Source organism: Amycolatopsis sp. ATCC 39116 (genome assembly GCF_000231075.2).
In the GTDB taxonomy this organism is placed as follows: domain Bacteria; phylum Actinomycetota; class Actinomycetes; order Mycobacteriales; family Pseudonocardiaceae; genus Amycolatopsis_E; species Amycolatopsis_E tucumanensis.
In genome coordinates, this window is record NZ_AFWY03000003.1 from 1 (window position 1) to 23,848 (window position 23,848).

At 70.7% G+C, this 23,848-nt stretch carries 31 protein-coding genes; 12 read left to right on the forward strand and 19 right to left on the reverse strand.

Annotated elements, in window-relative coordinates; translation table 11 throughout:
• Nucleotides 1-44: 44 nt before the first annotated feature.
• The 4 genes from AMY39116_RS0304735 to AMY39116_RS0304750 form a co-directional block, all read right to left on the reverse strand.
• On the reverse strand, nucleotides 45-1,463 hold the full coding sequence (locus tag AMY39116_RS0304735; RefSeq protein ID WP_020416554.1) for an amino acid permease: 1,419 nt from the start codon (nucleotides 1,461-1,463) through the stop codon (nucleotides 45-47).
• Nucleotides 1,464-1,560: 97 nt separating this feature from the next.
• Nucleotides 1,561-2,034, reverse strand: coding sequence for a carboxymuconolactone decarboxylase family protein (locus AMY39116_RS0304740; RefSeq protein WP_020416555.1), 474 nt, complete (start codon nucleotides 2,032-2,034; stop codon nucleotides 1,561-1,563).
• A 67-nt stretch (nucleotides 2,035-2,101) separates the two neighbouring features.
• Nucleotides 2,102-3,073, reverse strand: a complete 972-nt coding sequence (locus AMY39116_RS0304745) for an alpha/beta fold hydrolase (protein ID WP_020416556.1) — start codon at nucleotides 3,071-3,073, stop codon at nucleotides 2,102-2,104.
• Between the two features lie 104 nt (nucleotides 3,074-3,177).
• The gene (locus AMY39116_RS0304750) at nucleotides 3,178-4,143 is read right to left on the reverse strand and encodes a zinc-binding dehydrogenase (protein WP_020416557.1); all 966 of its coding nucleotides are present in this window, start codon (nucleotides 4,141-4,143) and stop codon (nucleotides 3,178-3,180) included.
• A 44-nt stretch (nucleotides 4,144-4,187) separates the two neighbouring features.
• Between AMY39116_RS0304750 and AMY39116_RS0304755 the strand changes: the two genes are divergently transcribed.
• From AMY39116_RS0304755 to AMY39116_RS0304765, 3 genes are read left to right on the forward strand one after another with little or no spacing between them, the layout of a single operon-like run.
• Nucleotides 4,188-4,388: a hypothetical protein gene (locus AMY39116_RS0304755; RefSeq protein WP_017981180.1), complete on the forward strand. Its 201-nt coding sequence runs from the start codon at nucleotides 4,188-4,190 to the stop codon at nucleotides 4,386-4,388.
• Between the two features lie 10 nt (nucleotides 4,389-4,398).
• Nucleotides 4,399-4,782 carry a ribonuclease domain-containing protein gene (locus AMY39116_RS0304760; RefSeq protein WP_027935639.1) on the forward strand — a complete coding sequence of 128 codons (384 nt, stop codon included), beginning with the start codon at nucleotides 4,399-4,401 and terminating at the stop codon, nucleotides 4,780-4,782.
• A gap of 10 nt (nucleotides 4,783-4,792) precedes the next feature.
• On the forward strand, nucleotides 4,793-5,149 hold the full coding sequence (locus AMY39116_RS0304765; RefSeq protein ID WP_017981182.1) for a barstar family protein: 357 nt from the start codon (nucleotides 4,793-4,795) through the stop codon (nucleotides 5,147-5,149).
• Here the strand turns inward: AMY39116_RS0304765 and AMY39116_RS0304770 are convergent.
• Nucleotides 5,146-5,919, reverse strand: a complete 774-nt coding sequence (locus AMY39116_RS0304770; protein ID WP_027935640.1) for an enoyl-CoA hydratase-related protein — start codon at nucleotides 5,917-5,919, stop codon at nucleotides 5,146-5,148. The genes AMY39116_RS0304765 and AMY39116_RS0304770 overlap by 4 nt on opposite strands.
• 124 nt (nucleotides 5,920-6,043) lie before the next feature.
• On the opposite strand from AMY39116_RS0304770, the gene AMY39116_RS0304775 reads away from it, so the two are divergent.
• A complete protein-coding gene (locus AMY39116_RS0304775; RefSeq protein ID WP_020416560.1) occupies nucleotides 6,044-6,490 on the forward strand; it encodes a hypothetical protein in 447 nt (148 codons plus the stop codon).
• Entirely contained in the window at nucleotides 6,487-7,005 is a 519-nt protein-coding gene (locus AMY39116_RS42215) for a DUF3558 family protein (protein WP_039791210.1), read from the forward strand. Before AMY39116_RS0304775 ends, AMY39116_RS42215 begins: the two co-directional genes overlap by 4 nt.
• A 3-nt stretch (nucleotides 7,006-7,008) precedes the next feature.
• Here AMY39116_RS42215 and AMY39116_RS45960 read toward each other — a convergent pair whose 3' ends face one another.
• Entirely contained in the window at nucleotides 7,009-7,161 is a 153-nt protein-coding gene (locus AMY39116_RS45960) for a hypothetical protein (RefSeq protein WP_235716060.1), read from the reverse strand.
• A 132-nt stretch (nucleotides 7,162-7,293) separates the two neighbouring features.
• Between AMY39116_RS45960 and AMY39116_RS0304790 the strand changes: the two genes are divergently transcribed.
• On the forward strand, nucleotides 7,294-7,809 hold the full coding sequence (locus tag AMY39116_RS0304790) for a DUF3558 family protein (RefSeq protein WP_020416563.1): 516 nt from the start codon (nucleotides 7,294-7,296) through the stop codon (nucleotides 7,807-7,809).
• A 3-nt stretch (nucleotides 7,810-7,812) separates the two neighbouring features.
• Here AMY39116_RS0304790 and AMY39116_RS0304795 read toward each other — a convergent pair whose 3' ends face one another.
• From AMY39116_RS0304795 to AMY39116_RS48040, 11 genes are all read right to left on the reverse strand, one after another.
• Nucleotides 7,813-8,691 carry a TIGR03854 family LLM class F420-dependent oxidoreductase gene (locus AMY39116_RS0304795; RefSeq protein WP_020416564.1) on the reverse strand — a complete coding sequence of 293 codons (879 nt, stop codon included), beginning with the start codon at nucleotides 8,689-8,691 and terminating at the stop codon, nucleotides 7,813-7,815.
• Nucleotides 8,692-8,708: 17 nt separating this feature from the next.
• Nucleotides 8,709-9,428 (reverse strand): sirohydrochlorin chelatase, encoded by a 720-nt coding sequence (locus AMY39116_RS0304800; RefSeq protein WP_020416565.1) that lies wholly within the window; start codon nucleotides 9,426-9,428, stop codon nucleotides 8,709-8,711.
• Nucleotides 9,425-10,312, reverse strand: coding sequence for an ABC transporter permease (locus tag AMY39116_RS0304805; RefSeq protein WP_020416566.1), 888 nt, complete (start codon nucleotides 10,310-10,312; stop codon nucleotides 9,425-9,427). Before AMY39116_RS0304805 ends, AMY39116_RS0304800 begins: the two co-directional genes overlap by 4 nt.
• A complete protein-coding gene (locus AMY39116_RS0304810) occupies nucleotides 10,299-11,099 on the reverse strand; it encodes an ABC transporter ATP-binding protein (protein ID WP_020416567.1) in 801 nt (266 codons plus the stop codon). The genes AMY39116_RS0304805 and AMY39116_RS0304810 overlap by 14 nt, the downstream gene beginning before the upstream one ends.
• Before the next feature lie 10 nt (nucleotides 11,100-11,109).
• A complete protein-coding gene (locus AMY39116_RS0304815; RefSeq protein ID WP_020416568.1) occupies nucleotides 11,110-12,114 on the reverse strand; it encodes an ABC transporter substrate-binding protein in 1,005 nt (334 codons plus the stop codon).
• Between the two features lie 81 nt (nucleotides 12,115-12,195).
• Nucleotides 12,196-13,497: a sulfate adenylyltransferase subunit 1 gene (locus AMY39116_RS0304820; RefSeq protein ID WP_020416569.1), complete on the reverse strand. Its 1,302-nt coding sequence runs from the start codon at nucleotides 13,495-13,497 to the stop codon at nucleotides 12,196-12,198.
• On the reverse strand, nucleotides 13,497-14,411 hold the full coding sequence (cysD, locus tag AMY39116_RS0304825) for a sulfate adenylyltransferase subunit CysD (protein ID WP_020416570.1): 915 nt from the start codon (nucleotides 14,409-14,411) through the stop codon (nucleotides 13,497-13,499). Before cysD ends, AMY39116_RS0304820 begins: the two co-directional genes overlap by 1 nt.
• A 10-nt stretch (nucleotides 14,412-14,421) precedes the next feature.
• Nucleotides 14,422-15,126 carry a phosphoadenylyl-sulfate reductase gene (locus AMY39116_RS0304830; RefSeq protein WP_020416571.1) on the reverse strand — a complete coding sequence of 235 codons (705 nt, stop codon included), beginning with the start codon at nucleotides 15,124-15,126 and terminating at the stop codon, nucleotides 14,422-14,424.
• Nucleotides 15,123-15,335: a hypothetical protein gene (locus AMY39116_RS45225; protein WP_084506014.1), complete on the reverse strand. Its 213-nt coding sequence runs from the start codon at nucleotides 15,333-15,335 to the stop codon at nucleotides 15,123-15,125. The genes AMY39116_RS0304830 and AMY39116_RS45225 overlap by 4 nt, the downstream gene beginning before the upstream one ends.
• The gene (locus AMY39116_RS0304835; RefSeq protein ID WP_020416572.1) at nucleotides 15,332-17,032 is read right to left on the reverse strand and encodes a nitrite/sulfite reductase; all 1,701 of its coding nucleotides are present in this window, start codon (nucleotides 17,030-17,032) and stop codon (nucleotides 15,332-15,334) included. The genes AMY39116_RS45225 and AMY39116_RS0304835 overlap by 4 nt, the downstream gene beginning before the upstream one ends.
• 132 nt (nucleotides 17,033-17,164) lie before the next feature.
• A complete protein-coding gene (locus AMY39116_RS48040) occupies nucleotides 17,165-17,251 on the reverse strand; it encodes a putative leader peptide (RefSeq protein WP_369794296.1) in 87 nt (28 codons plus the stop codon).
• Between the two features lie 143 nt (nucleotides 17,252-17,394).
• Between AMY39116_RS48040 and hemW the strand changes: the two genes are divergently transcribed.
• The gene (hemW, locus tag AMY39116_RS0304840; protein ID WP_020416573.1) at nucleotides 17,395-18,579 is read left to right on the forward strand and encodes a radical SAM family heme chaperone HemW; all 1,185 of its coding nucleotides are present in this window, start codon (nucleotides 17,395-17,397) and stop codon (nucleotides 18,577-18,579) included.
• A 135-nt stretch (nucleotides 18,580-18,714) separates the two neighbouring features.
• Nucleotides 18,715-19,176 (forward strand): GNAT family N-acetyltransferase, encoded by a 462-nt coding sequence (locus AMY39116_RS0304845; RefSeq protein WP_027935644.1) that lies wholly within the window; start codon nucleotides 18,715-18,717, stop codon nucleotides 19,174-19,176.
• 51 nt (nucleotides 19,177-19,227) lie between these two features.
• On the opposite strand, the gene AMY39116_RS0304850 is transcribed toward AMY39116_RS0304845, so the two are convergent.
• Nucleotides 19,228-19,698 carry a MarR family winged helix-turn-helix transcriptional regulator gene (locus tag AMY39116_RS0304850; RefSeq protein ID WP_027935645.1) on the reverse strand — a complete coding sequence of 157 codons (471 nt, stop codon included), beginning with the start codon at nucleotides 19,696-19,698 and terminating at the stop codon, nucleotides 19,228-19,230.
• A gap of 86 nt (nucleotides 19,699-19,784) precedes the next feature.
• On the opposite strand from AMY39116_RS0304850, the gene AMY39116_RS0304855 reads away from it, so the two are divergent.
• The 3 genes from AMY39116_RS0304855 to AMY39116_RS42220 all read left to right on the forward strand — a co-directional run bounded on the left by AMY39116_RS0304855 (nucleotide 19,785) and on the right by AMY39116_RS42220 (nucleotide 21,900).
• The gene (locus AMY39116_RS0304855; protein WP_020416576.1) at nucleotides 19,785-20,426 is read left to right on the forward strand and encodes an FMN-dependent NADH-azoreductase; all 642 of its coding nucleotides are present in this window, start codon (nucleotides 19,785-19,787) and stop codon (nucleotides 20,424-20,426) included.
• Nucleotides 20,427-20,506: 80 nt separating this feature from the next.
• On the forward strand, nucleotides 20,507-21,001 hold the full coding sequence (locus AMY39116_RS0304860) for a SigE family RNA polymerase sigma factor (RefSeq protein ID WP_027935646.1): 495 nt from the start codon (nucleotides 20,507-20,509) through the stop codon (nucleotides 20,999-21,001).
• A 2-nt stretch (nucleotides 21,002-21,003) separates the two neighbouring features.
• Entirely contained in the window at nucleotides 21,004-21,900 is an 897-nt protein-coding gene (locus AMY39116_RS42220) for a hypothetical protein (RefSeq protein ID WP_020416578.1), read from the forward strand.
• 12 nt (nucleotides 21,901-21,912) lie between these two features.
• Here the strand turns inward: AMY39116_RS42220 and AMY39116_RS0304870 are convergent, their stop codons facing one another.
• Complete coding sequence (locus AMY39116_RS0304870) at nucleotides 21,913-22,848, reverse strand: LysR family transcriptional regulator (RefSeq protein WP_020416579.1); 936 nt, start codon at nucleotides 22,846-22,848, stop codon at nucleotides 21,913-21,915.
• Between the two features lie 115 nt (nucleotides 22,849-22,963).
• Between AMY39116_RS0304870 and AMY39116_RS0304875 the strand changes: the two genes are divergently transcribed.
• Nucleotides 22,964-23,845 carry a xanthine dehydrogenase family protein subunit M gene (locus AMY39116_RS0304875; protein ID WP_027935647.1) on the forward strand — a complete coding sequence of 294 codons (882 nt, stop codon included), beginning with the start codon at nucleotides 22,964-22,966 and terminating at the stop codon, nucleotides 23,843-23,845.
• The last annotated feature ends 3 nt before the right edge of the window (nucleotides 23,846-23,848 follow it).

Consider the following 23,848-nt stretch of genomic DNA (forward strand, 5'->3'; position numbering starts at 1 on the left):
GGCGCAGGCGGCGCGGCCGGGATGCCCGGCGCGCCCGGGTACGCCTACTTCTGGTGGTGATCCGCCAGCTTCGAATGCCGCCTGCTGTAGGCGAAGTACACCACCAGGCCGATGGCGAACCAGACCGCGAACCGCAGCCACGTCTCCGGCTGCAGGAACGTGATCAGCCAGATCGAGAACGCCACCCCGATCGCAGGCACCACCGGCATTCCCGGGCAGCGGAACGTGCGCGGCAGGTCCGGGCGGCGGTACCGCAGCACCACGACCGCCACGCACACCACCACGAACGCCAGCAGGATCCCGATGTTCGTCAGCTCCGCGGCCTCGCCGATCGGCAGCAGCCCGGCGATCACCGCCGCCGCCACGCCGAGGATCCACGTCATCCGGCTCGGCACCTTCTTCACCGGGTGCGTGCCGGAGAACCACTTGGGCAGCAACCCGTCGCGGCTCATCGCGAACCCGACCCGGGTCGCGCCCAGCAGGAACGTGAACAGCACCGTGAGGATGCCGAGGATCGCGCCGACCGCGATCACGCCGCCGAGCCAGCGCAGCCCGACCGATTCGAAGGCGCTGGAGAACGCGGCTTCGGAGTCGATGTCGGTGAAGGGCACCATCCCGGTCAGCACCAGGCACGCCAGCACGTACAGCACCATCGAGATCCCCAGCGAGTACAGGATCGCCTTGGGCATGTGCTTCTGCGAGTCGCGCGACTCCTCGGCCGCGGTGGACATCGCGTCGTAGCCGAACACCGCGAAGAACACCGTCGCCGCTCCGGTGAACGCGCCGCTGACACCGAACGGGAAGAAGTCCGACCAGTTGCCGGTGTTGACGTGGAACGCGCCGACCACGATCACCAGCACCACGAGCGCGACCTTGAGGTACACCAGCAGCGTCTCGAACCGCGCCGCCGAGCGCATGCCCTGGTTCAGGACGAACGCGATCAGCAGGCACAGCAGCGCCGCGAACAGGTTCACCTTGTACGAACCCGATGCGACGCCCTCCGGTTCGGTGCCCGGCGCGCCGGACATCCACAGTGGCAGGTGGATGTCCAGGAAACCCAGCAGGTCGTTGAAGTAGCCGGAGATGCCGATCGCGACCACCGCGACGATCGCGGTGTACTCCAGCAGCAGGTCCCAGCCGATCAGCCAGCCGACGAGCTCGCCGAGGACCGCGTAACCGTAGGTGTAGGCCGATCCGGCGCGCGGGATCAGCCCGGCGAACTCGGCGTAGGAGAACGCCGCCGCCGCGCTCGCGATCCCGGCCACCAGGAACGAAATCAGCACGGCAGGCCCGGCGGTTTCGTTCGCCACCGCGCCCGCGAGCGAGAAGATGCCCGCGCCGATGATCCCGCCGACGCCGATCGCGGTCAGCTGCCACAGGCCCAGGGTCCGCTGGAGCCCGCCGCCTTCCACGGCCTCGATCTGCTCGACGGGTTTGCGCCGGAACAGCTCGCGTACGGCCACCGATCCTCCCAATCACTCGTCCGGGTGTGACCGGATCACGTTACTAGGGAGGGGCGCGCCCCGGGACCTACGAAGGTCCCGGGGCTTTTCCGGCGAGTCAGCCGAACTGGCCCGGCTGGTAGTCGCCGGCCGGGTTCCGGATGATGACGTTGATGCGGTTCCACGTGTTGATCAGCGCGATCGCGGCGACCAGCGCGGCGAGCTGCTCCTCGTCGTAGTGCTTGGCCGCGTTGGCCCACACCTCGTCGCTGACACCGCCCGCGGCGTCGGCGAGGCGGGTGCCCTCCTCGGTCACCTCCAGTGCGGCGCGCTCGGCCTCGGTGAACACGGTGGCTTCCCGCCACGCCGCGACCAGGTTGAGCCGCGTCGGCTCCTCGCCCGCCGCCACGGCGTCCTTGAAGTGCATGTCCGTGCAGTACCCGCAGCCGTTGATCTGACTGGCCCGCAGCTTCACCAGTTCCTGTGTACGGGCGGGCAACGTCGACTCGGCGAGCACCTTGCCTGCCCCGAAGAGGTGCTTGACGAACTTGCCCGCGGTGGGGCTGGTGAAGATGTTCAGACGAGCGTCCACGGTGAACTCCTGTTCCGTTCGGGGTTTCTGCCTCCTTGACGGAACAGCGCGCCGGAATGTGACAGCCTCAGCCCGCGGCGGCTTTCTGCGTGAGCGCGGCCGAGCGGCGGCGCGGCTTCTTGTGCAGCACACCGGCGCGGAAGTAGCTCAGCAGGTCGGCGATCGCGACCGGGTCGTCCAGCTGCGGGCAGTGGCCCCACTCCTCGCGCAGCATCAGCCTGCTGTGCGGCACCAGCGCGTGCAGGCGCCGTCCGGCGGCGGCGGTCACCAGGCGGTCCTTGCCGCACGCGACGACCAGCAGCGGGACCTCGATGCCGTCCAGTCCCTCGTACGCCTCGGCCAGCTCGGCGACCAGCTGGCGCGCCTGGTCCAGACGAGTGGTGGTCGAGCGGAAGTCCGGGAACAGCCCGGTGAACCGGGCGACGTGAGCGACGTCGGCGGCGGCGCGGTCGGCGTAGAGCAGCCGCGGCACCACGAACTCCGCGATGGTCCGCACCACGAACCCGGGCACCGGCAACGGCAGCGACGCGGCCAGCCGCAGTGGCAGCGGGTACTTCCCGACGGTCCGGACCAGCCAGGAGTCGACGAAACCGGGCGCGGCGATCGACACCACACCCGCGATCGGCAACTCCTCGCGGCAGGCCGCGCGCAGGCTCATGGTGCCGCCGAGCGAGTTGCCGCCGAGGACGACCTTGCCGCGGTCCGAATAGAACCGCACCACCTCGGCCACGAACGCGTCGAGCTGCGCCAGCATCGCGCCGGGGCGCAGGGGATCGGCCTCACCGAAACCGGGGAGGTCGACCGCGACCGCGGGGATCCCGGCGGCGGCGAGTTCCGCCAGCGCCGGGCGCCAGGTGTCAGCGCTGTCGCAGTAACCGTGCAGGAGGACGAGTCTTCCGGTGCCGCGCTTCGGTTTGGGACCGACTTCGAGCACCCTGGTGCGCACGCCGGCGAAGCTCCGGTGGCCGGCCCGGACGACTTCCGGGCCGGCGAGCCGTGAGCCCGGCGCCGCCTCGACTTCCCGCTGCACTGCGGTCATGTACCCAGATTAGCGAGTAAATCTCGGGTTCCGCTCAGTAGACGTGGGTCACAAACCGGTATCGGCACTATGTCAACAAGGCGTCTGCGCAGGTCAGGGCGTTATCAGCGGGTGAAAACGACCTTGCCCGCGGTCTCCCCCTCCTGCATCAGCCGGAACCCTTCGGCGGCTTCCGACAGCGGGAGCTCCTTGCCGATCTGCGGCTTGATGCCGGTCAGGTCCAGGTAGCGGAGCAGGTCCTCCAGCTCGTCCCGGGTGCCCATCGTGGACCCGACGACCCGCAGCTGCAGGAAGAACACCCGCTGCAGGTCCGCGCTCGGGTCCGGACCACTGGTCGAACCGGACACCACGACGATCCCGCCCGGCTTCAGCGACTTGAGCGAGTGGCCCCAGGTCGCCTTGCCGACGGTCTCGAACACGCCGTCCACCCGCTCCGGCAGCCGCGCGCCGGACTCGAACGTCTGGTGCGCGCCCAGCTGCTCGGCCAGGGCCCGCTTCTCCTCGGACCGGCCGGTCACCCACACCCGCAGGCCCGCGGCGCGGCCGAGCTGGATCAGCGCGGTCGAGACGCCACCGGAGGCGCCCTGCACGAGCATCGTCTGCCCGGGGCGCAGGCCCGACTTCACGAACAGCATCCGGTACGCGGTCAGCCACGCCGTGCCCATCGTGGCGGCCTCGGCGAAGGACAGCCCGGCCGGCTTCGGCACGGCGTTGCGGGCGGGCACGACCACGTAGTCGGCGAAGGTGCCCTGGTGCTTCTCGGTGAGCAGGGTGCGCTTCGGGTCGAGGGTGTCGTCACCCTGCCAGCCGGGGGCGTTGATCACCGAGTGCAGGACGACCTCCGTCCCGTCCTCCAGCACGCCCGCCCCGTCGCAGCCGAGGATCATCGGGAACTGGTCCGGCTTGATCCCGACCCCGCGCAGGGTCCAGATGTCGTGCATGTTGAGGCTGGCGGCCTTCACGGCGACCTTCACCCAGCCGGACGGCACCTCCGGCTCCGGTCGCTTGCCGACGGTGAGGGCGTCGAGCGGGTTTTCGGGGTTCGGTTCACTGGCGTAGACGGCGAACATGCCTGCAACGTACCTCGCCGGGCCCCCTGGCGTACCCTGGTCAGGTGTTCGACGGCCTGGCGACCTGGTGGGACAACGCCGAGCTGTGGCTTGCGCAGCTGTGGTTCCCGTTGCAGTTCCTGCTGGTCATCGCCGTGCTGGCGCCGCTGTGCGTCGGCGCCGCGTGGCTGATCGACCGGATCGTCGACCGGGTGGCCGCGTGGTTGCGGCCGGGCCGCGACGAGGACGTTTCGAGCCGGTCCTAAGGTGTCGCTGGTGTCAAGCAGGAGGCGGATCACCGTCGCGCTCGTCGGGCTCATCGTGCTCGTGTTCGGTGGCTGGATCGTGCGCGAAACCACCACGTCGACCGAGCCGGCGAGTGGGCTCACGGCGTTGTCCAGCCTGCCGGCCGAGGCGGGCCAGACGTGGCGTCTCATCCAGGCCGGCGGGCCGTTCCCGTACCGCAGCGACGGAACGGTGTTCGAGAACCGGGAAAAGCGGCTCCCCGTCAAGGAGAGCGGCTACTACCGGGAATACACGGTGCCCACGCCGGGCAGCGCGGACCGCGGGGCCCGGCGGCTGATCACCGGGGCGCAGACCGAGCTGTACTACACCGGTGATCACTACGCTTCCTTCGTCCAGGTCGACCCGTCGAAGTAGCGAGAACCCCATGTCCTCTTCCCAGACGATCGTCGAGCAGGCCCGCGCGCGCGGCGCCTACTCGCACATCATCGGCAGCAGGCCCGCGGACAAGATGTCCGCCCTCGACGCGATCGCGTCCGCTTTGTCCTTTCCGGACTGGTTCGGCCGCAACCTGGACGCGCTGTACGACTGCCTGACCGATTTGTCGTGGCTGCCCTACGGCGAGCACGTCCTGGTGTGGGCCGGATCGGACCTGCTCAAGGACGCCGACCCGAAGGCGTACCTGGCGATCCGCAGCGTCCTGTCGGACGCCGAGCGAGCCTTGGCGCCGGGTGGCGACCGCGCCGACAGCCGCCGGCTGACGGTCGCCCTCACCGACGACTAGTCCTGCGGGACCCAGTTCGGCTTGCGCTTCTCGCCGAACGCGCGGATGCCCTCCTGGCCCTCTTCGCTGGCGAAGAACTGCGCGGACAGCTTGAGCATGTCCGGGAAGCCGTCGGCCGGGGTGGCCGGGCGCGGGCTGGCGAGCAGTTCCTTGGTCGCGGCGAGCGCGGCCGGGCCGCCCAGTGTGAGGGAGCGGACGTAGGCGTCGGTCGCCTCGTCCAGCCGGTCGGCGTCGACGGCCTTGTTGATGAGGCCGATCTCGGCGGCGCGCTCGGCGTCGAACACGTCCCCGGTGAGGAACAGCTCCTGCGCGGCGCGCGGGTTGACGCGCGGCAGGACGGTGAGCGAGATGACGGCGGGCACGACGCCGATGCGGACCTCGGAGAAGGCGAAGGTGACCTCCTTGGCGGCGACCACGAGGTCCGCGGCCGCGACCATGCCCACGCCGCCGGCGCGCGCGAGACCGGACAGCTTGGCGACGACCGGCTTCGGGCTCGTCCAGATCTGCTCGAGGATGCGGGGGAACTCGTTGACGCCCTGGTCACCCGCCCCGGCGCCGCGGGCTTCCTTGAGGTCCATCCCGGCGCAGAACACCTTGCCGGTGTGGGTGAGAACGATCACCCGGACGGCGTCGTCGTCCTTCGCCTTGGCCAGCGAGGCGGACAACTCGCGGCGCAGCTGGGCCGACAGGGCGTTCCGGTTGTGCGGCGAGTCGAGGGTGATCGTCGCGACACCACTCGCCACTGAGTAATGCACCAGTTCATCAGTCACGGGCTCACTGTAGTTCGGGCGGCGCGGCGGGGGAGCGCGGTTGTGAGCGGCTGCGCATCGGGACGATCCGGTGACAGCGCGTCAGCGGGCACGCTACGGTGCAACGGAACGGGGAGGGACGGCAGTGGCTGAGAATGGTGCGACGACGGGGGCCGCACAGCTGGCAGGCGTGTTCGGCGGCGAGGAGAACCTGAACGCCATGCACGCCGACGCGAAGCGCATGCTGGCGGACGCGAAGGCAGGCAAGTGGGCGGTCGACGAGGAGACGGGGACGCATCTGCGGCGCGCGGTGACGCAGATGCAGGACCGGATGATGGACGTCAGTCGACGGCTCTATCTTCTGCAGCAGGCACCGAAGCTGGGAAACGACCAGTACGCCACGCAGGTCGCCAAGCACTTTCTCGCGGCGATGGACTCTGACGAGCGGTCGCTTGTCAGGGTGTTCCTCGCGGCGCAGGAAATGCTCGGTAGCCTCAGTCAGGCGATCGAGATCGCGATCAGCAAGTACGACGCCTCGGAAGAGGCTGCGACCGAAGCGCTCAACACGTTCAAGAACCAGGACGGCCAGTGACCCTCAACGCTCGTATCGCCCAGGCCCTTGCTGGTGTCGGGTGTCTCGCGGTGATCACGACCGGTTGCACCAGCACTGTGCCGGGAACGGCTTCGCCGGCGCCCACTGCCACCGAAGCGAATTCGGACATCTTCGCCGGCATGAACGCCTGTCAGGTTCTAGATCAGCTCAACGCAGGTCAGGGATACAATCCGGGCGAAAAAAAGACGCGGCGCAATGAGTGCAATGCGTCAAAGCCCGGGGTAGCCGGCAACAGCCTCGCGCTCGATCCCGTACAGGGGCTCAGCGAGTTCGCCCAGGCGAATGCAGGCGTGACGGATCTTTCCATCAACGGACGGCCTGCCATGCAGGCGGATATCCCGACCGGCGGGTGCGCTGTGGCGGTCGAGGTTGCGGAGCATGCACGCGCACTGGTTCTGGTTACGCTGATCAGCAGCCCGCGCGATCCGCAGGCTTGCGTGGACGCTCAAGCCCTCGCTGAGAAGCTCGAACCCCTGCTCCCCAAGGTCCAGTAGACCTCAGTTCTGCCGCGGCAGCAGTTCCTCCACGAACCGCTCCAGGAAGGCCTCCCGCGAAGAACCGCCCCGGTGGCAGACCACGAACTTCGTCAAGCCCGCTTCCAGGTGGCCGTCCAGCAGGCGGTGCTGCGACGGCCAATCGGTAGCGATCATGTCGAAGTCTTGCAGGCGGCGAAGGAATGCTCGGTAGCTTCGTGAAGCCATCGAGATCGCGATCAGCAAGTACGACGCCTCGGACGAGGCGGCGGTCCAGGCATTGACCACGTTCAAGGATCAGGAAGCCCAGTGACGAACATCGTTCGCATCGCCCAGCTCGTCTCGGGTGCGTGTCTGTTGCTGGCCGCGGGCGCTTGCACCAGCACGGTCGTGGGTACGGCGTCGCCGGCACCGACGTCAGCCACCGCGAGCGCTGATGTCTTCGCCGGCCTCAACGCCTGTCAGGTCCTGGAGCAACTCACAGCTGGGGAAGGATTCGGGCCCGGGGAGAACATCAGCCGTCGCAACGAATGCGACGTTTCGAAGTCCGGATTCGGCACCTACGGGCTTGCCCTGGATCCCGTGCAGGGGCTCCGCGAGTACCGCGAGACGAACGACGCCGTGACGGAGGTTTCGGTCAACGGGCGGAACGCCTTGCAGGCTGACATTCCCACCGGCGGGTGCGCGATCGCCATCGAGGTTGGGGAGCACGCCCGCGCCTTGGTGCAGGTCGCACTGGTCACTAGCCCTCGCGATCCGCAGGCTTGCGTGGACGCCCAAGCCCTCGCTGAGAAGCTCGAACCCCTGCTCCCCAAGGTCCCGTAGACCTCAGTTCTGCCGCGGCAGCAGCTCTTCCACGAACCGCTCCAGGAACGCCTCGAACGGCGACCCACCCCGGTGGTAGACCACGAACTTCGTCAGGCCCGCTTCCAGGTGGCCGTCCAGCAGGCGGTGCAGCGACGCCCAGTCCGTGGCGATCACGTCCGCCGGGTCGGTGTCCGGGCGTCGGGAGCGCACCGTGGCGGCCAGGGCGTCCGGGATGCCGTCCTCGGCGAGCATCAGGCTCATCCCGTAGTGGTCGGCCTCGATCGAGCGGCCCGCGGCAGCCGCGGCGGTCTCGATGGCCTCGCGGGCCCGTCGCGCTTCCGCAGGGGACAGGAAGCTTCCCAGCCATCCGTCGGCGTACTCGCCGATTCGCCGGTACGCCGCGGGCGCACTCCCGCCGAGCCAGATGTCCACCGGGCGCTCCAGCCGCGGGCCCAGCGAGACGTCCTCCAGCTTCCAGAACTCGCCCGCGAAATCGCCCGCACCGGCCAGCGCCGCCCGCAGCAACCTCAGCGACTCGTCGAACACCGCGGCCCTCGCGCCCGCCGGGACGTCGAACAGCGGCCACTCGCTGCGACGCGCCGGGCGCAGGCCGAACACCGGCAGCACCCGCTTCGGCGCCAGCGCCGCCAGCGACGCGATCTGCTTCGCCACCAGCACCGGGTGCCGCCCCGGCAGCACCGCCACCGAACTGCCCGCCTTCAACGACGAAGTCCGCGCCAGCGCGTGCGCCATCCCGACGAACGGGTCCACCGCGTCCGAGTACACCTGCTCGGAAAACCACACCGAGTCGACCCCGGCGGCCTCCAGCCGGTCGACGATCCCCGGCAACTCCACGGGCGAGGTCTCAGCCCCCAGCCCAACCCCGATCCGGATCTTCACGCCACCCACGTTACGGGTCAGGCCGACCGGGCGGCACCTGCCAACGCGGTGGCGTACCGCTCCAACACCAGCGACGCCACCCGTGGATCACCGGCCAGGCAGTCCGCCAGCACCACCGACGGCTCGGCCTCCCGCGCCAGCGCGGCGATCCGGTCGGGCAGCAACCCGGGCGCGAGGAACCACGACGCCACCGCGATCCGCGACGCCCCACGGGCCCGCAACTTCGCCACCGCCGCGGGCACGTCCGGCTTCGCGGCGCTCGCGAACGCCGCCACCGCCCGGAAACCGTGCCGCGACTGCCACCGCCGGGCCAGCGCCGCGACCGCCTCGTTCGCCGCGGCGCGCGACGAACCCACCGCGGCCAGCACCACGCCCAGCCCGGGATCGGTCACGTCCGCCACCGCGGCCAGCCGGTCGAACGCCACCGGCTCCAGGTCCGCGCCCAGCACGTCGGCGATCGTCACCCGCAGCGCGGGCACCTCCGCCACCAGCGCGGGCAGGTCGACCCGCGCGTGGAAGGCACTGCCCAGCAGCAACGGCACCACGACCGCCTCCCGGTGGCCCGCGCGCACCAGGTCCCGCAGCACGTCCGTCACCAGCGGCTCGGACAGGTCCAGGAACGACACCCGCACGTCCAGCTCCCGCGCCGCCGCGGCGATCCGGTCCACCAGCGCCCGCACGGTCGCCGCGGACCGCGGGTCCCGGCTCCCGTGCGCGACGGCGACCAGCGGGATCACAGCGACCCCAGCCCACGCGCCCGCAACACGGCACGCTCCAGCGGCCGGAACACCAGCAGCTCGATGCCGACGCCGACCAGCAGGATCAGGAAGATCGCCGCGATCACGGTCGACATGTCGTTGAGGAACCGGCCGTCGTCGAGGTAGGCGCCAAGGCCCTTGCCCAGCAGCGGCGACGTCGCGATGATCTCCGCCGCCATCAGCGACCGCCACGAGAACGCCCAGCCCTGCTTCAACCCGGCGAGGTACCCGGGCAGCGCCGCGGGCAGCAGGATGTGCCGGGCCGTCGCCAGCCGTCCCGCGCCCATCACCTTGCCGACGCGCGGCAGGATCGGCGGGATCTGGTCGATGCCCGCCACCAGGCCGTTCGCGATCGACGGCACGCTGCCCAGCAGCAGCACCACGTACATCGCGGCCGGCTCGACACCGAACCACAGCACCGCGGCGGGCACCCAGGCCACCGACGGCAGGCTCTGCAGACCGGACAGGAACGGCCCGATCCCGGCCCGCACCAGCTTCACCTTCGCGACCAGCAACCCGAGCGGCGTCGCGATCAGGATGGCGACGAGGAACCCGAGCACCGCGCGGTGCACCGACGTCCACACGAACCCGAACGCGTCCCCGCTGGTGAACCGGCCCCACAGCTCGTCCCACACCGCGAGCGGCGCCGGCAGCTGGTACTCCGGCCAGAACGCGGCCGCCCACAACGCCTGCCAGACCGCGATCACCAGGACCAGGAACACCACCGGCGGCAGCACCGACCGGACGAACCGGCCCCAGCCGCCCTTCTTCGCGGCAGGCTGGACCGGCGTGTCGAGCGCGTCCAGACCCGCTTCGACCGCCGCGGCGTCCGGTTCGGCGGTCGAGCCCTCAAGCGGCGGCATGGCTGCTGATCACCTCACGCAGGCGGCGGTTGATCACGTCCACCGCGTTCACCTCGTCCTGCCCGGCCAGCCCGTCGACGCGCCACTGCTGCACGACCTTGCCCGGCCGCGACGACAGCAGCACCACCCGCTGCCCGAGCCGCACCGCTTCGCGCACGTCGTGGGTCACGAACACCACCGCGGTGCCGGTCGCTTCCCAGATGCGCAGCAGCTCGGCCTGCAGCACGTCGCGCGTGATGGCGTCGAGCGCGGAGAACGGCTCGTCCATCAGCAGCAGCGACGGGCGCTCCTCGCCGTCTTCGGTGTGGGTGGCCGACGCCAGCGCGCGGGCCAGTGCCACGCGCTGGCGCATGCCGCCGGACAGTTCGTGCGGGCGCTTGGCGCCCGCGCCGGACAGCCGCACGAGCTCCAGCAGCTCGCCGGTGCGGGTCTTGCGCTCGGCGCGGCCCATGCCGGCCAGCTTCAGCGGCAGCTCGACGTTCGCCGCCGCGGTCAGCCACGGCATGAGCGCCGCCTCCTGGAACATGACCGCCGGCCGGGACGTGGTCAGCTCGATCTCACCCGCGCTCGGCTGATCCAGGTTCGCGATCAGGTTCAGCAGGGTGGTCTTGCCGCAGCCCGAGGCGCCGAGCAGGCAGACGAACTCGCCCGGCGCGACGTCGAGGTCGACCCCGGCGAGCGCGGTCACGGCGTCGCGACCCTGCCCGAAGCTCTTGTGCACCCCGGACAACCGCACGGCGTGCCCGGTCGCGGGCTCCACCGGCGGGCGTCCCAGCGTGGCGGTCATGAACAGCCTCCTACTTCTTGTCCAGGCCGGACGCGCTGACGGCCGGCTTCCCGGCCTGGGCGAGCACGGTGTTGAGCAGGGTGAGGTCGGCGAACCCGGCGACGTCCGGGGCCTTGTCCTTCACCCCTGCGGTCACCTGGTCCTGGGCCAGCTGCGGGAACTGCCCGGCCAGCGGGTCGGTGGTGAGCTGGATGCCCTGCCAGGCGCGGTCCAGCGTGGCGGTCGCGAGCGCCTTGCCGGTGAGCTGCTGCAGCTGGTTGTTCACCGCGGCCTTCGCCTTCGCCGGGTCGGACGCGGCGAGCGTGTTCGCGTCGAGCAGGCCCTGCAGGATCGCGGTGACGGTCGCCGGGTGCTCCTTGAGGAACTGGGTGCGCACGATCAGCACGGTGGTCGGGAACTGCCCGCCCGGCCACAGGTCCTTCTCGTCGACCAGGACCTTCGCGCCGGCCTCCAGCACCAGCCGCGACGCCCACGGCTCGGGCAGCCACGCGGCCTGGATCGCGCCGGACTTGAACTGGTCGAGCGTCAGCGCGTTGTCGATGTTCTGGACCTTGACGTCGCTGAGCTTCTGGTCGGCGATCCACTTCTTCAGCGACACGTCCTGCGTGTTGCCCAGCTGCGGCGACGCCACGGTCTTGCCCTGCAGGTCCTGCGGCGTGTTGATCGACGGCTGCACGACCAGCTGCGCGCCGCCCGAGGTGGCGCCCGCGATCAGCCGCACGGCCTCGCCGCCGGACTGGGCGTAGGCGTTGATCGCCGGGCCGGAGCCGATGAACCCGATGTCCAGCGAACCGCCGAGGAGGGCGTTGACCTCCTCGGGGCCGGCGTTGAACTTGGTCGGCACCAGCTTGGTGTTCCCGAGGTGCTGCGCGAACAGGTTCTGGTCCAGCCCGATCAGCGCGGACGCGTGCGTGACGTTCGGGAAGTACCCGAGCCGCACCTCGGCCGCCGGGCCCTGATCGGTCGCCGTCGCCGAGTCCTCCGATCGGTCCGCCCGTGAACACCCGGTCACCACTGCCAATGCGGACAACGCCACTGCTGCCAGAGCCAGAACACGAGTTTTCACGGACGGACCTTTCGGTTGGGGGATGGGGAGTTACGGGCCGGGGGAGACCACGTCCCGGTCGCTGCGCAGCACGGGAAGCGGCGCACCGACCATCCCGGCCGCCAGCGTGGTGCCGTCGGCCGGGTCGATCACCAGGAAGGCGCCGGTGCGCCTGCTGACCTCGTACTCGTCGACCGGCAGCGGTTCCGCGACGCGGACCTTCGCGCGGCCGATCTCGTTGAGCTGCAGCGTCTCCGGGTAGTCCACAGTGGACAGCTTCTGCTCGTCGAAGCGGGAGAGCAGCTCGTCGACGAACGCCTGCACCGTGCGCGCGCCGTGCTTGACCAGCACGCGGGCGCCCGGCCGCAGCGGTTTCTCCGACAGCCAGGCCAGCGTGGCGTCCAGCTCGTCGGTCGCCACCGGGGCCGAACCCGCCGCCGCGATGACGTCACCGCGCGCGATGTCCAGGTCGTCGGCCAGCACCAGCGTCACCGAGCGGCCCGCGGCCGCCTCGGCCAGCTCGCCGTCCGGCGTGTCGATCCGCTCGACCGTCGTGCGCAGGCCCGCGGGCAGCACCACGACCTCGTCGCCGGGGCGCACCGTGCCCGCCGCGACCTGGCCCGCATAGCCGCGGTAGTCCGGGTACTCGGGCGTGCGCGGCCGGATGACGTACTGCACCGGGAAGCGGAACGGCGCGTCGTGTGGGTCGGGCGCGACCGGGACGGTCTCCAGGTGCTCCAGCAGCGTCGGGCCGGAGTACCACGGGGTGTGCGCCGAGCGCTCCACCACGTTGTCACCCACCAGTGCGGACACCGGGATCGCCAGCACCGATCCTTCGGCGTAACCCAGTGACGTGGCGTGGTCGGTGAACTCCTTCGCGATGACCCGGAAGGTCTCCTCGTCGTAGTCCACCAGGTCGATCTTGTTCACCGCGAGCACCAGGCGCGGCACGCCGAGCAGCGCGAGCACCGCGGCGTGGCGGCGGGTCTGCTCGATGACGCCCTTGCGCGCGTCGACCAGCAGCACGGCCAGCTGCGCCGTGGAGGCGCCGGTGACGGTGTTGCGGGTGTACTGCACGTGGCCGGGGGTGTCGGCGAGCACGAACGACCGCTTCGGGGTCGCGAAGTAGCGGTAGGCCACGTCGATCGTGATGCCCTGCTCCCGCTCCGAGCGCAGGCCGTCGACGAGCAGCGACAGGTCCGGAGTGGACAGACCCCGGTCGACGCTGGCGCGGGTGACCGCGTCCAGCTGGTCGGCCAGCACCGACTTGGTGTCGTAGAGCAGACGGCCGACGAGCGTCGACTTGCCGTCGTCGACGCTCCCGGCTGTGGCGAGCCGCAGCAACGAGCTCATCAGAAGTACCCCTCCCGCTTGCGGTCCTCCATGGCGGCCTCCGACAGGCGGTCGTCGGCCCGGGTGGCGCCGCGCTCGGTGAGCCGGCTCGCCATCACCTCGGCGATCACTTCGTTGACGGTCGAGGCCGTCGACTCCACCGCGCCGGTGCAGGAGCCGTCACCGACCGTGCGGTAGCGCACCGTCAGCTCCTTCACCTCTTCGCCGTCACGCGGACCGCCCCACGGTCCCTCGGTCAGCCACATGCCGTCGCGCTTGTAGACCTTGCGCTGGTGGGCGTAGTAGATCGAGGGCAGCTCCACCTTCTCGCGCGCGATGTAGTTCCACACATCGGCTTCGGTCCAGTTGGAGAGCGGGAACACCCGCACATGTTCCCCCGGACGGTGCCGTCCGTTGTACAGGTTCCACAATTCGGGACGCTGCCGTCGCGGGTCCCACTGGCCGAACGCGTTGCGCAGGCTGAAGATCCGCTCCTTGGCCCGCGCGCGTTCCTCGTCGCGGCGCCCGCCGCCGAACACCGCGTCGAACTTGTGCTCGGTGATGGTGTCCAGGAGCGGCTGGGTCTGCAACGGGTTGCGGGTGCCGTCGGGACGCTCGGTGAGGCGGCCGTCGTCGATCCAGTCCTGCACGTTCGCGACGATCAGCCGCAGGCCGTACTTCTCCACGACGTGGTCGCGGAACGCGATGACCTCGTCGAAGTTGTGCCCGGTGTCCACGTGCAGCAGCGGGAACGGCACCGGCGCCGGCCAGAACGCCTTGATCGCCAGGTGCAGCAGCAGGGTCGAGTCCTTGCCGCCGGAGAACAGGATCACCGGCCGGTCGAACTCGCCGGCCACCTCCCGGAAGATGTGGATGGCTTCGGATTCCAGCGCCGCCAGGTTGTCGGTCGCGGCGTCGGTCGCGGCTGTGGTCACTTCCCTCTCCCTACGCGTGCAGGCCGCACTCGGTCTTGGACTTGCCTGCCCAGCGGCCGCTGCGCGGATCGGCGCCCGGCGCCACCTTCGCGGTGCACGGCGCGCAGCCGATCGACAGGTAGCCCTCGCCGACCAGCGGGTTCTGCAGGATGCCGTGCTCGTCGATGTAGGCGTTGAACTCGTCGTCGGTCCACGGCGCGATCGGGTTGACCTTGACGAGGCCGTTGCGGTCGTCCCAGGTGACGATCGGGGTGTTCGCCCGCGTCGGGGCGTCCACGCGGCGCACGCCGGTGACCCACGCGGAGTAGTTCGACAGCGTCTTCCGCAGCGGCACCACCTTGCGCAGGTGGCAGCACAGGTTCGGGTCCCGCTCGTGCAGCTTTGGGCCGTACTCGGCGTCCTGCTGCGCCACGGTCTGCTCGGCGGCCGCGTTGACGATCTTCACGTCCGGGTACACGGTCGCGACCGCGTCCCTGGTGCCGATCGTCTCCGCGAAGTGGTAGCCGGTCTCCAGGAACAGGATGTCCACATCGGACTTCACCTTGGTGGCGAGGTCGATGAGCACCGCGTCCTGCATGTTGGAGGCGACGATGAAGTCGTCGCCGAAGGTCTCCGCGGTCCAGCGCAGGGCCTCCAGCGCGGTGGCGTCGGCCAGTTCGGCGGACGCCTTCTCCGCCAGTGCCTTCAGTTCTTCGGTCCTCGTCGCGGTGGTCACTTGCTCGCTCCTTCCGGAAAGCGCAGCCCGATGAACTTGACGGTGAAGACGCGGCGGCACGCGCCGCAAAGCCAGGCTCCGTCGCCCTCCCGTCGCCCACCGCCACCCTCAACGGTGGCGCTGCGCGCCGCTGCGTCTTCCTGAGGACGGAGGTCCTCGTCGCCGCAGTACGGGCAGTGGAACGGCGTCGCTCGTTCCTGTGCCGTCATCGGAGATCGGCCTCGTCGGCGCGGGCCACCCACTGCGGGAAGCGCTCGCCCTCTTCCCGCTGGCCCAGGTAGTTGCGCACGACCCGCTCGACGTAGCCGATCAGCTCGTCGCCGGTCACCTTGTGGCCGCGCAACTTCCGGCCGAACCCGGCGTCCAGGCCCAGCCCGCCGCCCAGGTGCACCTGGAAGCCCTCGACCTGGTTGCCGTCGTCGTCGGTCACGATCTGGCCCTTGAGGCCGATGTCCGCGGTCTGGATGCGGGCGCACGAGTTCGGGCAGCCGTTGATGTGCACCGTGACCGGGTTCTCCACCTGGTCCTGGATGTCGGCCAGCCGCTCCTCGAGCGCGGTCACCAGGTCCTTCGCGCGCTGCTTGGTCTCGACGATCGCCAGCTTGCAGAACTCGATGCCGGTGCAGGCCATCACGCCGCGCCGCCACGGGCTCGGGTTCGTGGGCAGGCCCAGCTCGGCCAGCTCCGCCTGCAGGCCGGGCACGTCCTCCTCGGCGACGTCGAGCACCAGCAGCTTCTGCAGCGGGGTGAGCCGCACGCGGTTCGAGCCGGCGCGCTCGGCCGCCTTCGCGACCTTGATCAGCGTCGAGCCGGACACCCGGCCGCCGATCGGCGCGGCGCCGACGTAGAACTTGCCGTCCTTCTGCCGGTGCACGCCGACGTGGTCGTGCTGCACGGCGGGCGCCTCCGGCGCGGGGCCGTCGATCAGCTTGCGCTTCAGGTACTCGTCCTCCAGCACCTGGCGGAACTTCTCCGCTCCCCAGTCCTTGACCAGGAACTTCAGCCGCGCGCGCGAGCGCAGGCGGCGGTAGCCGTAGTCGCGGAAGATGCTGATGACGCCTTCCCAGACCTCAGGCACCTCGTCGAGCGGCACCCAGGCGCCCAGCCGCTGGGCGATCATCGGGTTGGTGGACAGGCCGCCGCCGACCTGCACGTCGAAACCGGGACCGTGCTCGGGGTGACGCACGCCGACGAACGCGACGTCGTGGATCTCGTGGGCCACGTCCGGCAGCCCGGACACCGCGGTCTTGAACTTGCGCGGCAGGTTCGCGTACTCCGGCTTGCCCAGGTAGCGGCGCTTGATCTCGTCGATCGCCGGGGTGCCGTCGATGATCTCGTCCGCGGCGATTCCCGCGACCGGGGAGCCGAGGATGACGCGCGGGCTGTCGCCGCACGCGGTCATGGTGGTCAGGCCGGCGCCTTCCAGCTTCTCCCAGATCGTCGGCATGTCCTCGATCCGGATCCAGTGGTACTGGACGTTCTGCCGGTCGGTGATGTCCGCGCTGTCGCGCGCGTAGGTCTGCGAGATCTCACCGACGATCGCGAGCTGCTCGGTCGTCAGCGCGCCACCGTCGATGCGGACGCGGAGCATGAAGTACTCGTCGTCCAGCTCCTCCGGCTCCAGCGTCGCGGTGCGGCCGCCGTCGATCCCGGGCTTGCGCTGGGTGTAGAGGCCGTACCAGCGGAACCGGCCACGGAGGTCGCCCGGATCGATCGAGTCGAAGCCGCCACGCGCGTAGATGTTTTCGATCCGCGATCGAACGTTGAGCGGGTGGTCGTCCTTCTTCGAGCGCTCGTTCGGGTTCAGCGGCTCCCGGTAGCCGAGGGCCCACTGGCCCTCACCACGACGCTGCCGGGCGCGCGGGGTTCGGGCGGCGGCAGGGTTGTCGCGCGTCGGCGAAGCCATGTTCGAGTCCTTCCGGGGCTCTCGCGAAGGCGCCGCGCGCACGGAAATGCCCTGGTCAAAGCCCGTGGTGGGGGTTTGGCAGTCCGCGGCGTGACGGCGCCCGCTGGTCCTAGCTGGGTGGCGGTGGCGGCGTCAGTTCGTTTCGCGGCACAGGGCGCTGGCGACACGCCGGAAGTCGACGTGGCGACGCACCACGAGGAGCACTCCGGCATAAGTCACGGGATCAGCGTGCCACGCTGCTCACGATGTGGTCCAGCCCGCTCCGCATGCTGGGATACGCATCACGCTGAAAAAATCTCCGGCAGACTGGCGCGCGAGTTGGATCAGGGACACTGGGAACCGTGAGTGATACTTCCGCCCCGGTGGCGTTCGCACTGCCGGAGCACGCGCTGGCCGGGCTCGGGACGCGGCCCTTCGGCGTGTACGTGCACGTGCCCTTCTGCGCGACGCGCTGCGGCTACTGCGACTTCAACACCTACACCGCCGGTGAGCTGGGCACGAGCGCGTCGCCCGAGTCGTGGCTGGAGGGGTTGCGGCGCGAGCTGGACCTGGGCGCGCGGGCGCTGGGCAACGCGCCGGCGGCCGAGACGGTGTTCGTCGGCGGCGGCACCCCGTCGCTGCTGGGCGCTTCGGGGCTGGCCGACGTGCTCGACGCGGTGCGCGACTCCTTCGGGCTGGCGCCCGGGGCCGAGGTGACCACGGAGTCCAACCCGGAGTCGACGTCGCCGGAGTTCTTTTCCGGGCTTCGCGAGGCCGGGTACACGCGGATTTCGCTGGGGATGCAGTCGGCGGCCTCCCACGTGCTGAAGATCCTGGACCGCACGCACACACCGGGCCGCCCGGTGGCCGCCGCGAAGGAGGCGAGGGTCGCGGGCTTCGAGCACGTGAACCTCGACGTCATCTACGGCACGCCAGGAGAGCGGACCGCGGATCTGCGTGCCTCGCTGGACGCCGTGCTGGAGGCTGGGGTCGACCACGTGTCGGCGTACTCGCTGATCGTCGAGGACGGCACCGCACTGGCCCGGCGGGTGCGGCGCGGTGAGCTGCCCGCCCCGGACGAGGACGTGCTGGCGGCGGACTACGAGCTGATCGACTCGGTGCTGGCGGCGGCCGGGCTGGGCTGGTACGAGGTGTCGAACTGGGCGGCCTCGGAGGCGGCCGCGTGCCGGCACAACCTGGGCTACTGGCGCGGCGGCGACTGGTGGGGCGCGGGGCCGGGGGCGCACAGCCACGTCGGCGGGGTGCGGTGGTGGAACGTGAAGCACCCGGCGCGCTACGCCGCGGCGCTGGCTTCCGGTGGTTCGGCCGAGGCCGATCGCGAAGTGCTCACGCCCGAGGAGCAGGCCTTCGAGCGGATCATGCTGGAGCTGCGGCTCGCCGAGGGGCTGCCGGTGTCCGCGCTGACCGCCGACGGGGCGCGGGAGGCCGAGGCCGCGGTCGCCGAGGGGCTGCTGGACGCCGCCGCGTTCGCCGGGAAGCAGCGGTGTGTGCTGACCTTCCGGGGGCGCCTGCTGGCCGACGGGCTCGTGCGGCGGCTCGCTCCCTGAATATTTCGCTCGCGGAGATCATCCCGGCGCTGCTAGCTTTCGCGGCACCTGGTGACTTCGGGAGGTCGAGGAATATGGCTGTCAGCGGCCGTCCTTCGCCTGCCCGTTTTCTCTCACCAGGAGTTCTCCTTGCTCTTGACCACTGATCGTCTTCTGCTGCGCCCGTGGACCGGAGCGGAGGCCGCCGCCGTCCGAGCCGGTGATCGCCGCCCGGACTGGGCTGGCGATTTCCCCGCCGAGGGCGACGTCGTGATCGCCGGGCTGCTCGCCGAGCGCCCGGACTGGCTCGCCGCGTTCGGGCACCACCTGGTCGTCGAGCGCGCCACCCGGCTCGTCGTGGGTTCGATCGGACTGTTCTGGCCGCCCGAGGACGGCGTCGTGGAGATCGGCTACGGCATCGTGCCGAGCCGCCGCGGACGGCGGTACGCCGCGGAGGCCACGGTCGCGCTGACCGGGTTCGCGCTCACCTCGCCCGAGGTGCGGAGCGTGTCGGCCCAGGTGGAGCGCGCCAACCCGGCCTCGGTGCGGGTGCTGGAAGCGGCCGGCTTCACGCTCGTCGCCGACGAGGGTGAGGTGCTCCGCTTCAGCCGGGAGTAGCGACCGGGCGGCCCGCGCGAGCAGCTCGCGCGGGCCGTCGCGGCGGGTGGGTCAGCAGTCGGGAATCGTCTCGGTGCAGATGGGCTGCTCGCCGTTGCTCGCGGTCTGCAGCAGCCGGTACAGGGTCTCGCGCTGGTCTCCGTCGAGTGCGCAGAACACTTCGTCCTCCACGGCGGCCAGCGCGAACTCCGCCTTGGCCAGCGTCTTCGCCCCGGCCTCCGTCAGCGAGACCGTGTGCCGCCTGCGGTCCTCCGGCGACCGCCGCCGCTCGACCAGCTGCTCGCGCTCCAGGTCGTTGAGCAGGCCGACGACGTTCGTCCCGTCCATCTCCAGCGTGCTCGCCAGCGTCTGCTGCGAGATCCCGTCCCGGTCGCGCACCAGGGTCAGGGCCAGCAGGTGCCGCGGCCGCAGACCCAGCGGTTCCAGCACGGTTTCCGAGCGCAGCCGCAGCCGGCGCGCCAGGTGGTCGATCAACGCGCCGACCCGGTGCGCGGGCTGGTTCACAACCGGCAGGGAGGCCACCTCGTCACTTTACCCAACCGAAGCGGCTATCGGTGTGCTATAGATAATTTGCGTAACACCAATCAATATTGAAGGGCAAACCACACATGGCACACCTACTGCACATCGACTCGAGCATCCGCGGCGAGGAGTCCGTCAGCCGAAAGCTGACCGCTCGTGCGGCGGAGGCCTGGCGCGCCGCGCACCCCGAGGGCACCGTCACCTACCGGGACCTCGCCCGGAACCCGGTTCCGCACCTCGGCGAGGCAGGCAACACGGCCCGCATGGTGCCGCCGGCGCAGCACACCGAAGCCCAGGCCGCGGCCTGGGCGCGCATGGAGGAGCTGATCGGCGAGATCAAGGCGGCCGACACCGTGCTGCTGGGCCTGCCGCTGTACAACTACGGCCCGCCGAGCGAGGTGAAGGCGTGGGTCGACCACCTGATCGTCCCCGGCCTGGCGTTCGACCCGGAGACCGCGCGGGGGCTGCTCGGCGACCGGGAGTTGATCGTGCTGGCCAGCCGCGGCGGCGGCTACGGCCCGGGCACCCCGCGCGAGGGCTGGGACCACGCCGAGCCGTGGCTGCCGCACGGGCTGTCCCTGACCGGTCTCGAACCGCGCGTGATCACCGCCGAGCTGACCCTCGCGCCGCAGAACCCGGCCATGGCCGACCTGATCCCGCTGTTCGAGCAGAGCCTCGCCACCGCGGAGAAGGAGATCGACGCCCTGTGGGTGCCCGCCGCGGCCTGATCGTGTGACCCGGACCGCACTTTCCGGGAAAAGTGCGGTCCGGCTGCAACCGCCACCCGTGGTGCGAGCATCTGCTCTTCGTGCACTTCGACGATTTCGCCCGCGAGCAGCTGCCGGGGCTGGTGCGGTTCGCGGCGGTCCTGACCGGGGATCCGGACCTGGCCCAGGACCTCGTGCAGGAGGCGCTGGTGCGGGCCCACGAGAAGTGGGCCCGGGTCGCCGAGACCGACCGGCCCGACCTGTACCTGCGGAAGATGGTCGTCAACGGGCACCTGTCGTGGCGGCGCCGCTGGTACCAGCGCGCGGTGCGGTCGGTCGCGGACCCGACGTGGTTCCGCGAGCCGCACACCGCCGACCCGGCCGGCCGGATCGCCGACGGCGCGCAGCTGAAGGAACTGCTGTCGGGGCTGAGCCGGTCGCAGCAGGCCGCCATCGTGCTCCGGTTCTACGAGGACCGCGACGACGACGAGATCGCGTCGGTACTCGGCTGCGCGGTGGGTACCGTGCGCAGTCACATCTCCCGCGGCCTGTCCGTGCTGCGGGTCCGCCTGGGCGCCGAGATGGAGGTGGCCTGACCATGTCCGAAATGCGGAATCTGCGGGAAGCGCTGAAGACCCGGGAGGCGCTCGCTCCTGATCCGGACGCGGTGCTCGCCGGGGCGCACGGCCGGATCCGGCGCAGGCGCGCCCAGCGGCGGATCGCCGGCGCGGCGGCCGCGGTGGCGGTGGTGATCGCCGGGGTCGGCGCCGGGATGACCGTGCTGCGCCCCTCGAACGAACCCGAGTCGATCGAGGCCGCCGCGGGGGCGACCGACCTCCCGGTGCCCGCGCCCGCGTTGCCGTTCACGGTCGGCGAGCTGCCGTCTGGGTTCGAGCTGAGCAGCTGGACCGTCTCCGGCAGCGCCGCGAGCGGCCGGTACAACGGCTACTACGGCAACTACCTGGAGATCAGCGTCGGCGACTTCCCGGACGCCGACGTCGGGGAGTCGGGCATCGTGACGGATCTGGCGGGCGGGGGATCGCAGGCGAAGGTCCGCATCGCGCCGGACCGGGTGGTCTCGGTGCTGACCAAGGCCTGGCAGATCCCGGACATCAACATGCTGCAGATCGCGCGGTCGGTCCGCCTCGTGCCGACGCCGGTGCACTCGATGCTGCGCAGCCTGCGCGCGCCGGCCGGGCTGACCGTCCGCCAGTGGAGCGGTGACGCGCGGTACGAGTACCTGACGCTGTGCCCGCCCGAGGTGCCGGCGCAGTCTCCGGCCCGGTCGGACGGGCGGTGCTACAGCGTCTCCGTGAACGGCCCCGTGCCTCCCACCACGACCAGGGCCACGACGACGACCGATGTGCCTGCCCCGATGGTGGGGGTCAAGACGGTGCGCCGCATCCTCGACGGCGGCAAGGTTCTGATGGTCGACACCGAGCAGGGGCAGCAGGCGGTGGTGGAGGCGATCGCGGCGTCCGCGGTCGCCGGCTGACACGGGCCGCCGTCAGCTCCAGATGGTCACGTAGACCGGTGGCCGGAAGCGGGACGGCGGCACCCCGGCGCCGGGTGCGCGCATCACCTGCATCGCCGCCGGGGTGCCGAGGAAGTGCCGCAACGAGTTCGCCGCGGTGGAACACCGGTTGTGCGGCAACGTGGTCAGGTGCCAGTACTCCGTCCGCGGGGTGACCGGCGTCGGCAGCACGACCAGTTCGTGCCTGCGCCGCTGCGGCGCCACCAGGTGCTCGAAGGCCAGCGACACCCCGCTGCCATTGGCCGCCGCCGACCACGCCGCCGTCTGGTTGGGGAAGACGCGGATGGCCGATTCCGGAACGGCCATGCGGCGCAACAGTTGTGCCGTCCCGCTGCCCGGGTCCGCGCCCGACGGGTCCACCAGCCACGGCCACTGCGCCGGGCCGCCGCGAGGCCGGAACCCAGGCGCCGCAACGGCGACGATGTTGCATCGGAACACCGGCTCGCTCTCCACGCCACCCTCCAGGCGCGGCCCGAGCGCGGCGTCGGCGAGCCGGTTTGTGACCAGCACCGGCATTTCCGCCACCTGGGCCAGCCCCGCCGACGCGTCCACCGACTGGCCCGTTCGGCGCATGAACGCTTCGAGCAACGGATCCGCGACGAACTCCGCGATCGTGCTCGTGACCACGACGTGCATCCGTTCGGCTACGCCATTGGCCTCCCGAACGGCCGCATCGGCATCCGCCCCGAGGGCTACCATCTGTGTGGCGATCGGCAGCAGGCGGCTGCCGCCCGGCGTCAGCGTCATACCGTTGGCGGTGCGCACGATCAGCTTGTCGCCGTGGTGCTGCCGCAGCGCGGCGAGCGCTTGGGACACAGCGGGTTCGCTGACACCGAGGGTCCGGGCCGCGTCGGTGACCGAGCCGAGCCGGGCCACGAGGACGAAGGCACTCAGCTGACCGAGCGTCATCTCACACCGGTCCGAATCACTTGAACAGCCTACATAAGTGATCCCTTAATCGGCCATTGTCGGTTTCCCCCACCGGGTGCACCCTGTGCCGAAAATCCATGCCCGGGGAGGGCGCATGCAAGTACCTGCGCAGTTCCAGTACGAACGAGCCACGAGCGTGGCCCACGCACTGAGTCTGCTGACGAAGTTCGGTCCGGAGAGCCGGATCGTGGCAGGCGGGCACAGTCTCATCCCGATGATGAAGCTGCGCCTGGCCCAGCCGCAGGCGCTCATCGACATCAACGACCTGTCCGAATTGGCCCGGATCAGCGTCGAGGACGGCACTTTGTGCGTCGGCGCCATGGTGCGTCACGCCGATCTGCTGTCCTCGGCGGTCGTGGGGGAGCACTTCCCGATCTTCCACGACGCCGAGCGGGTGATCGCCGATCCCGTGGTGCGCAACCGCGGAACGGTCGGCGGTTCGCTGTGCCAGGCCGATCCGTCCGAGGACCTGTCGGCCGCGTTCGCCGCCGTGCGCGGTGAGGCGGTGATCGAGGGACCCGGCGGGCGCCGGGTCGTGCCGGTTCGTGAGTTCTTCACCGGTCCTTACCAGACCGTGGTGGGGGACAACGAAATGCTCGTGCAGCTGCGCGTGCCGATCTCCTCGTCCGCGTCGGCCTACGAAAAGGTCGAGCGCAGGGCGGGGGACTGGGCGGTCGCCGCGGCCGGCGCCGAGCTGCGGATCGAAGGCACGCAACTGGTTTCGGTCGGCATCGGGCTCACCGCGCTCGGGGTGCCGAACTTCCACGCGCCGGAGGCCGAGGAGTACCTGCTCGGCGGACCGGCGGTGGACGAGCGCTTCGCCGAGGCGGGCCGGATCGCCGCGCGGCACTGCGAACCGGTTCCGGACCAGCGCGGTCCCGTCGACTACAAGCGTCACCTCGCGGAGGTCCTCACCGTCCGCGCGCTGCACCGGGCCCGCACCCGTTGGCACGGCAACCACCGCCAGGAGGCCTGAACA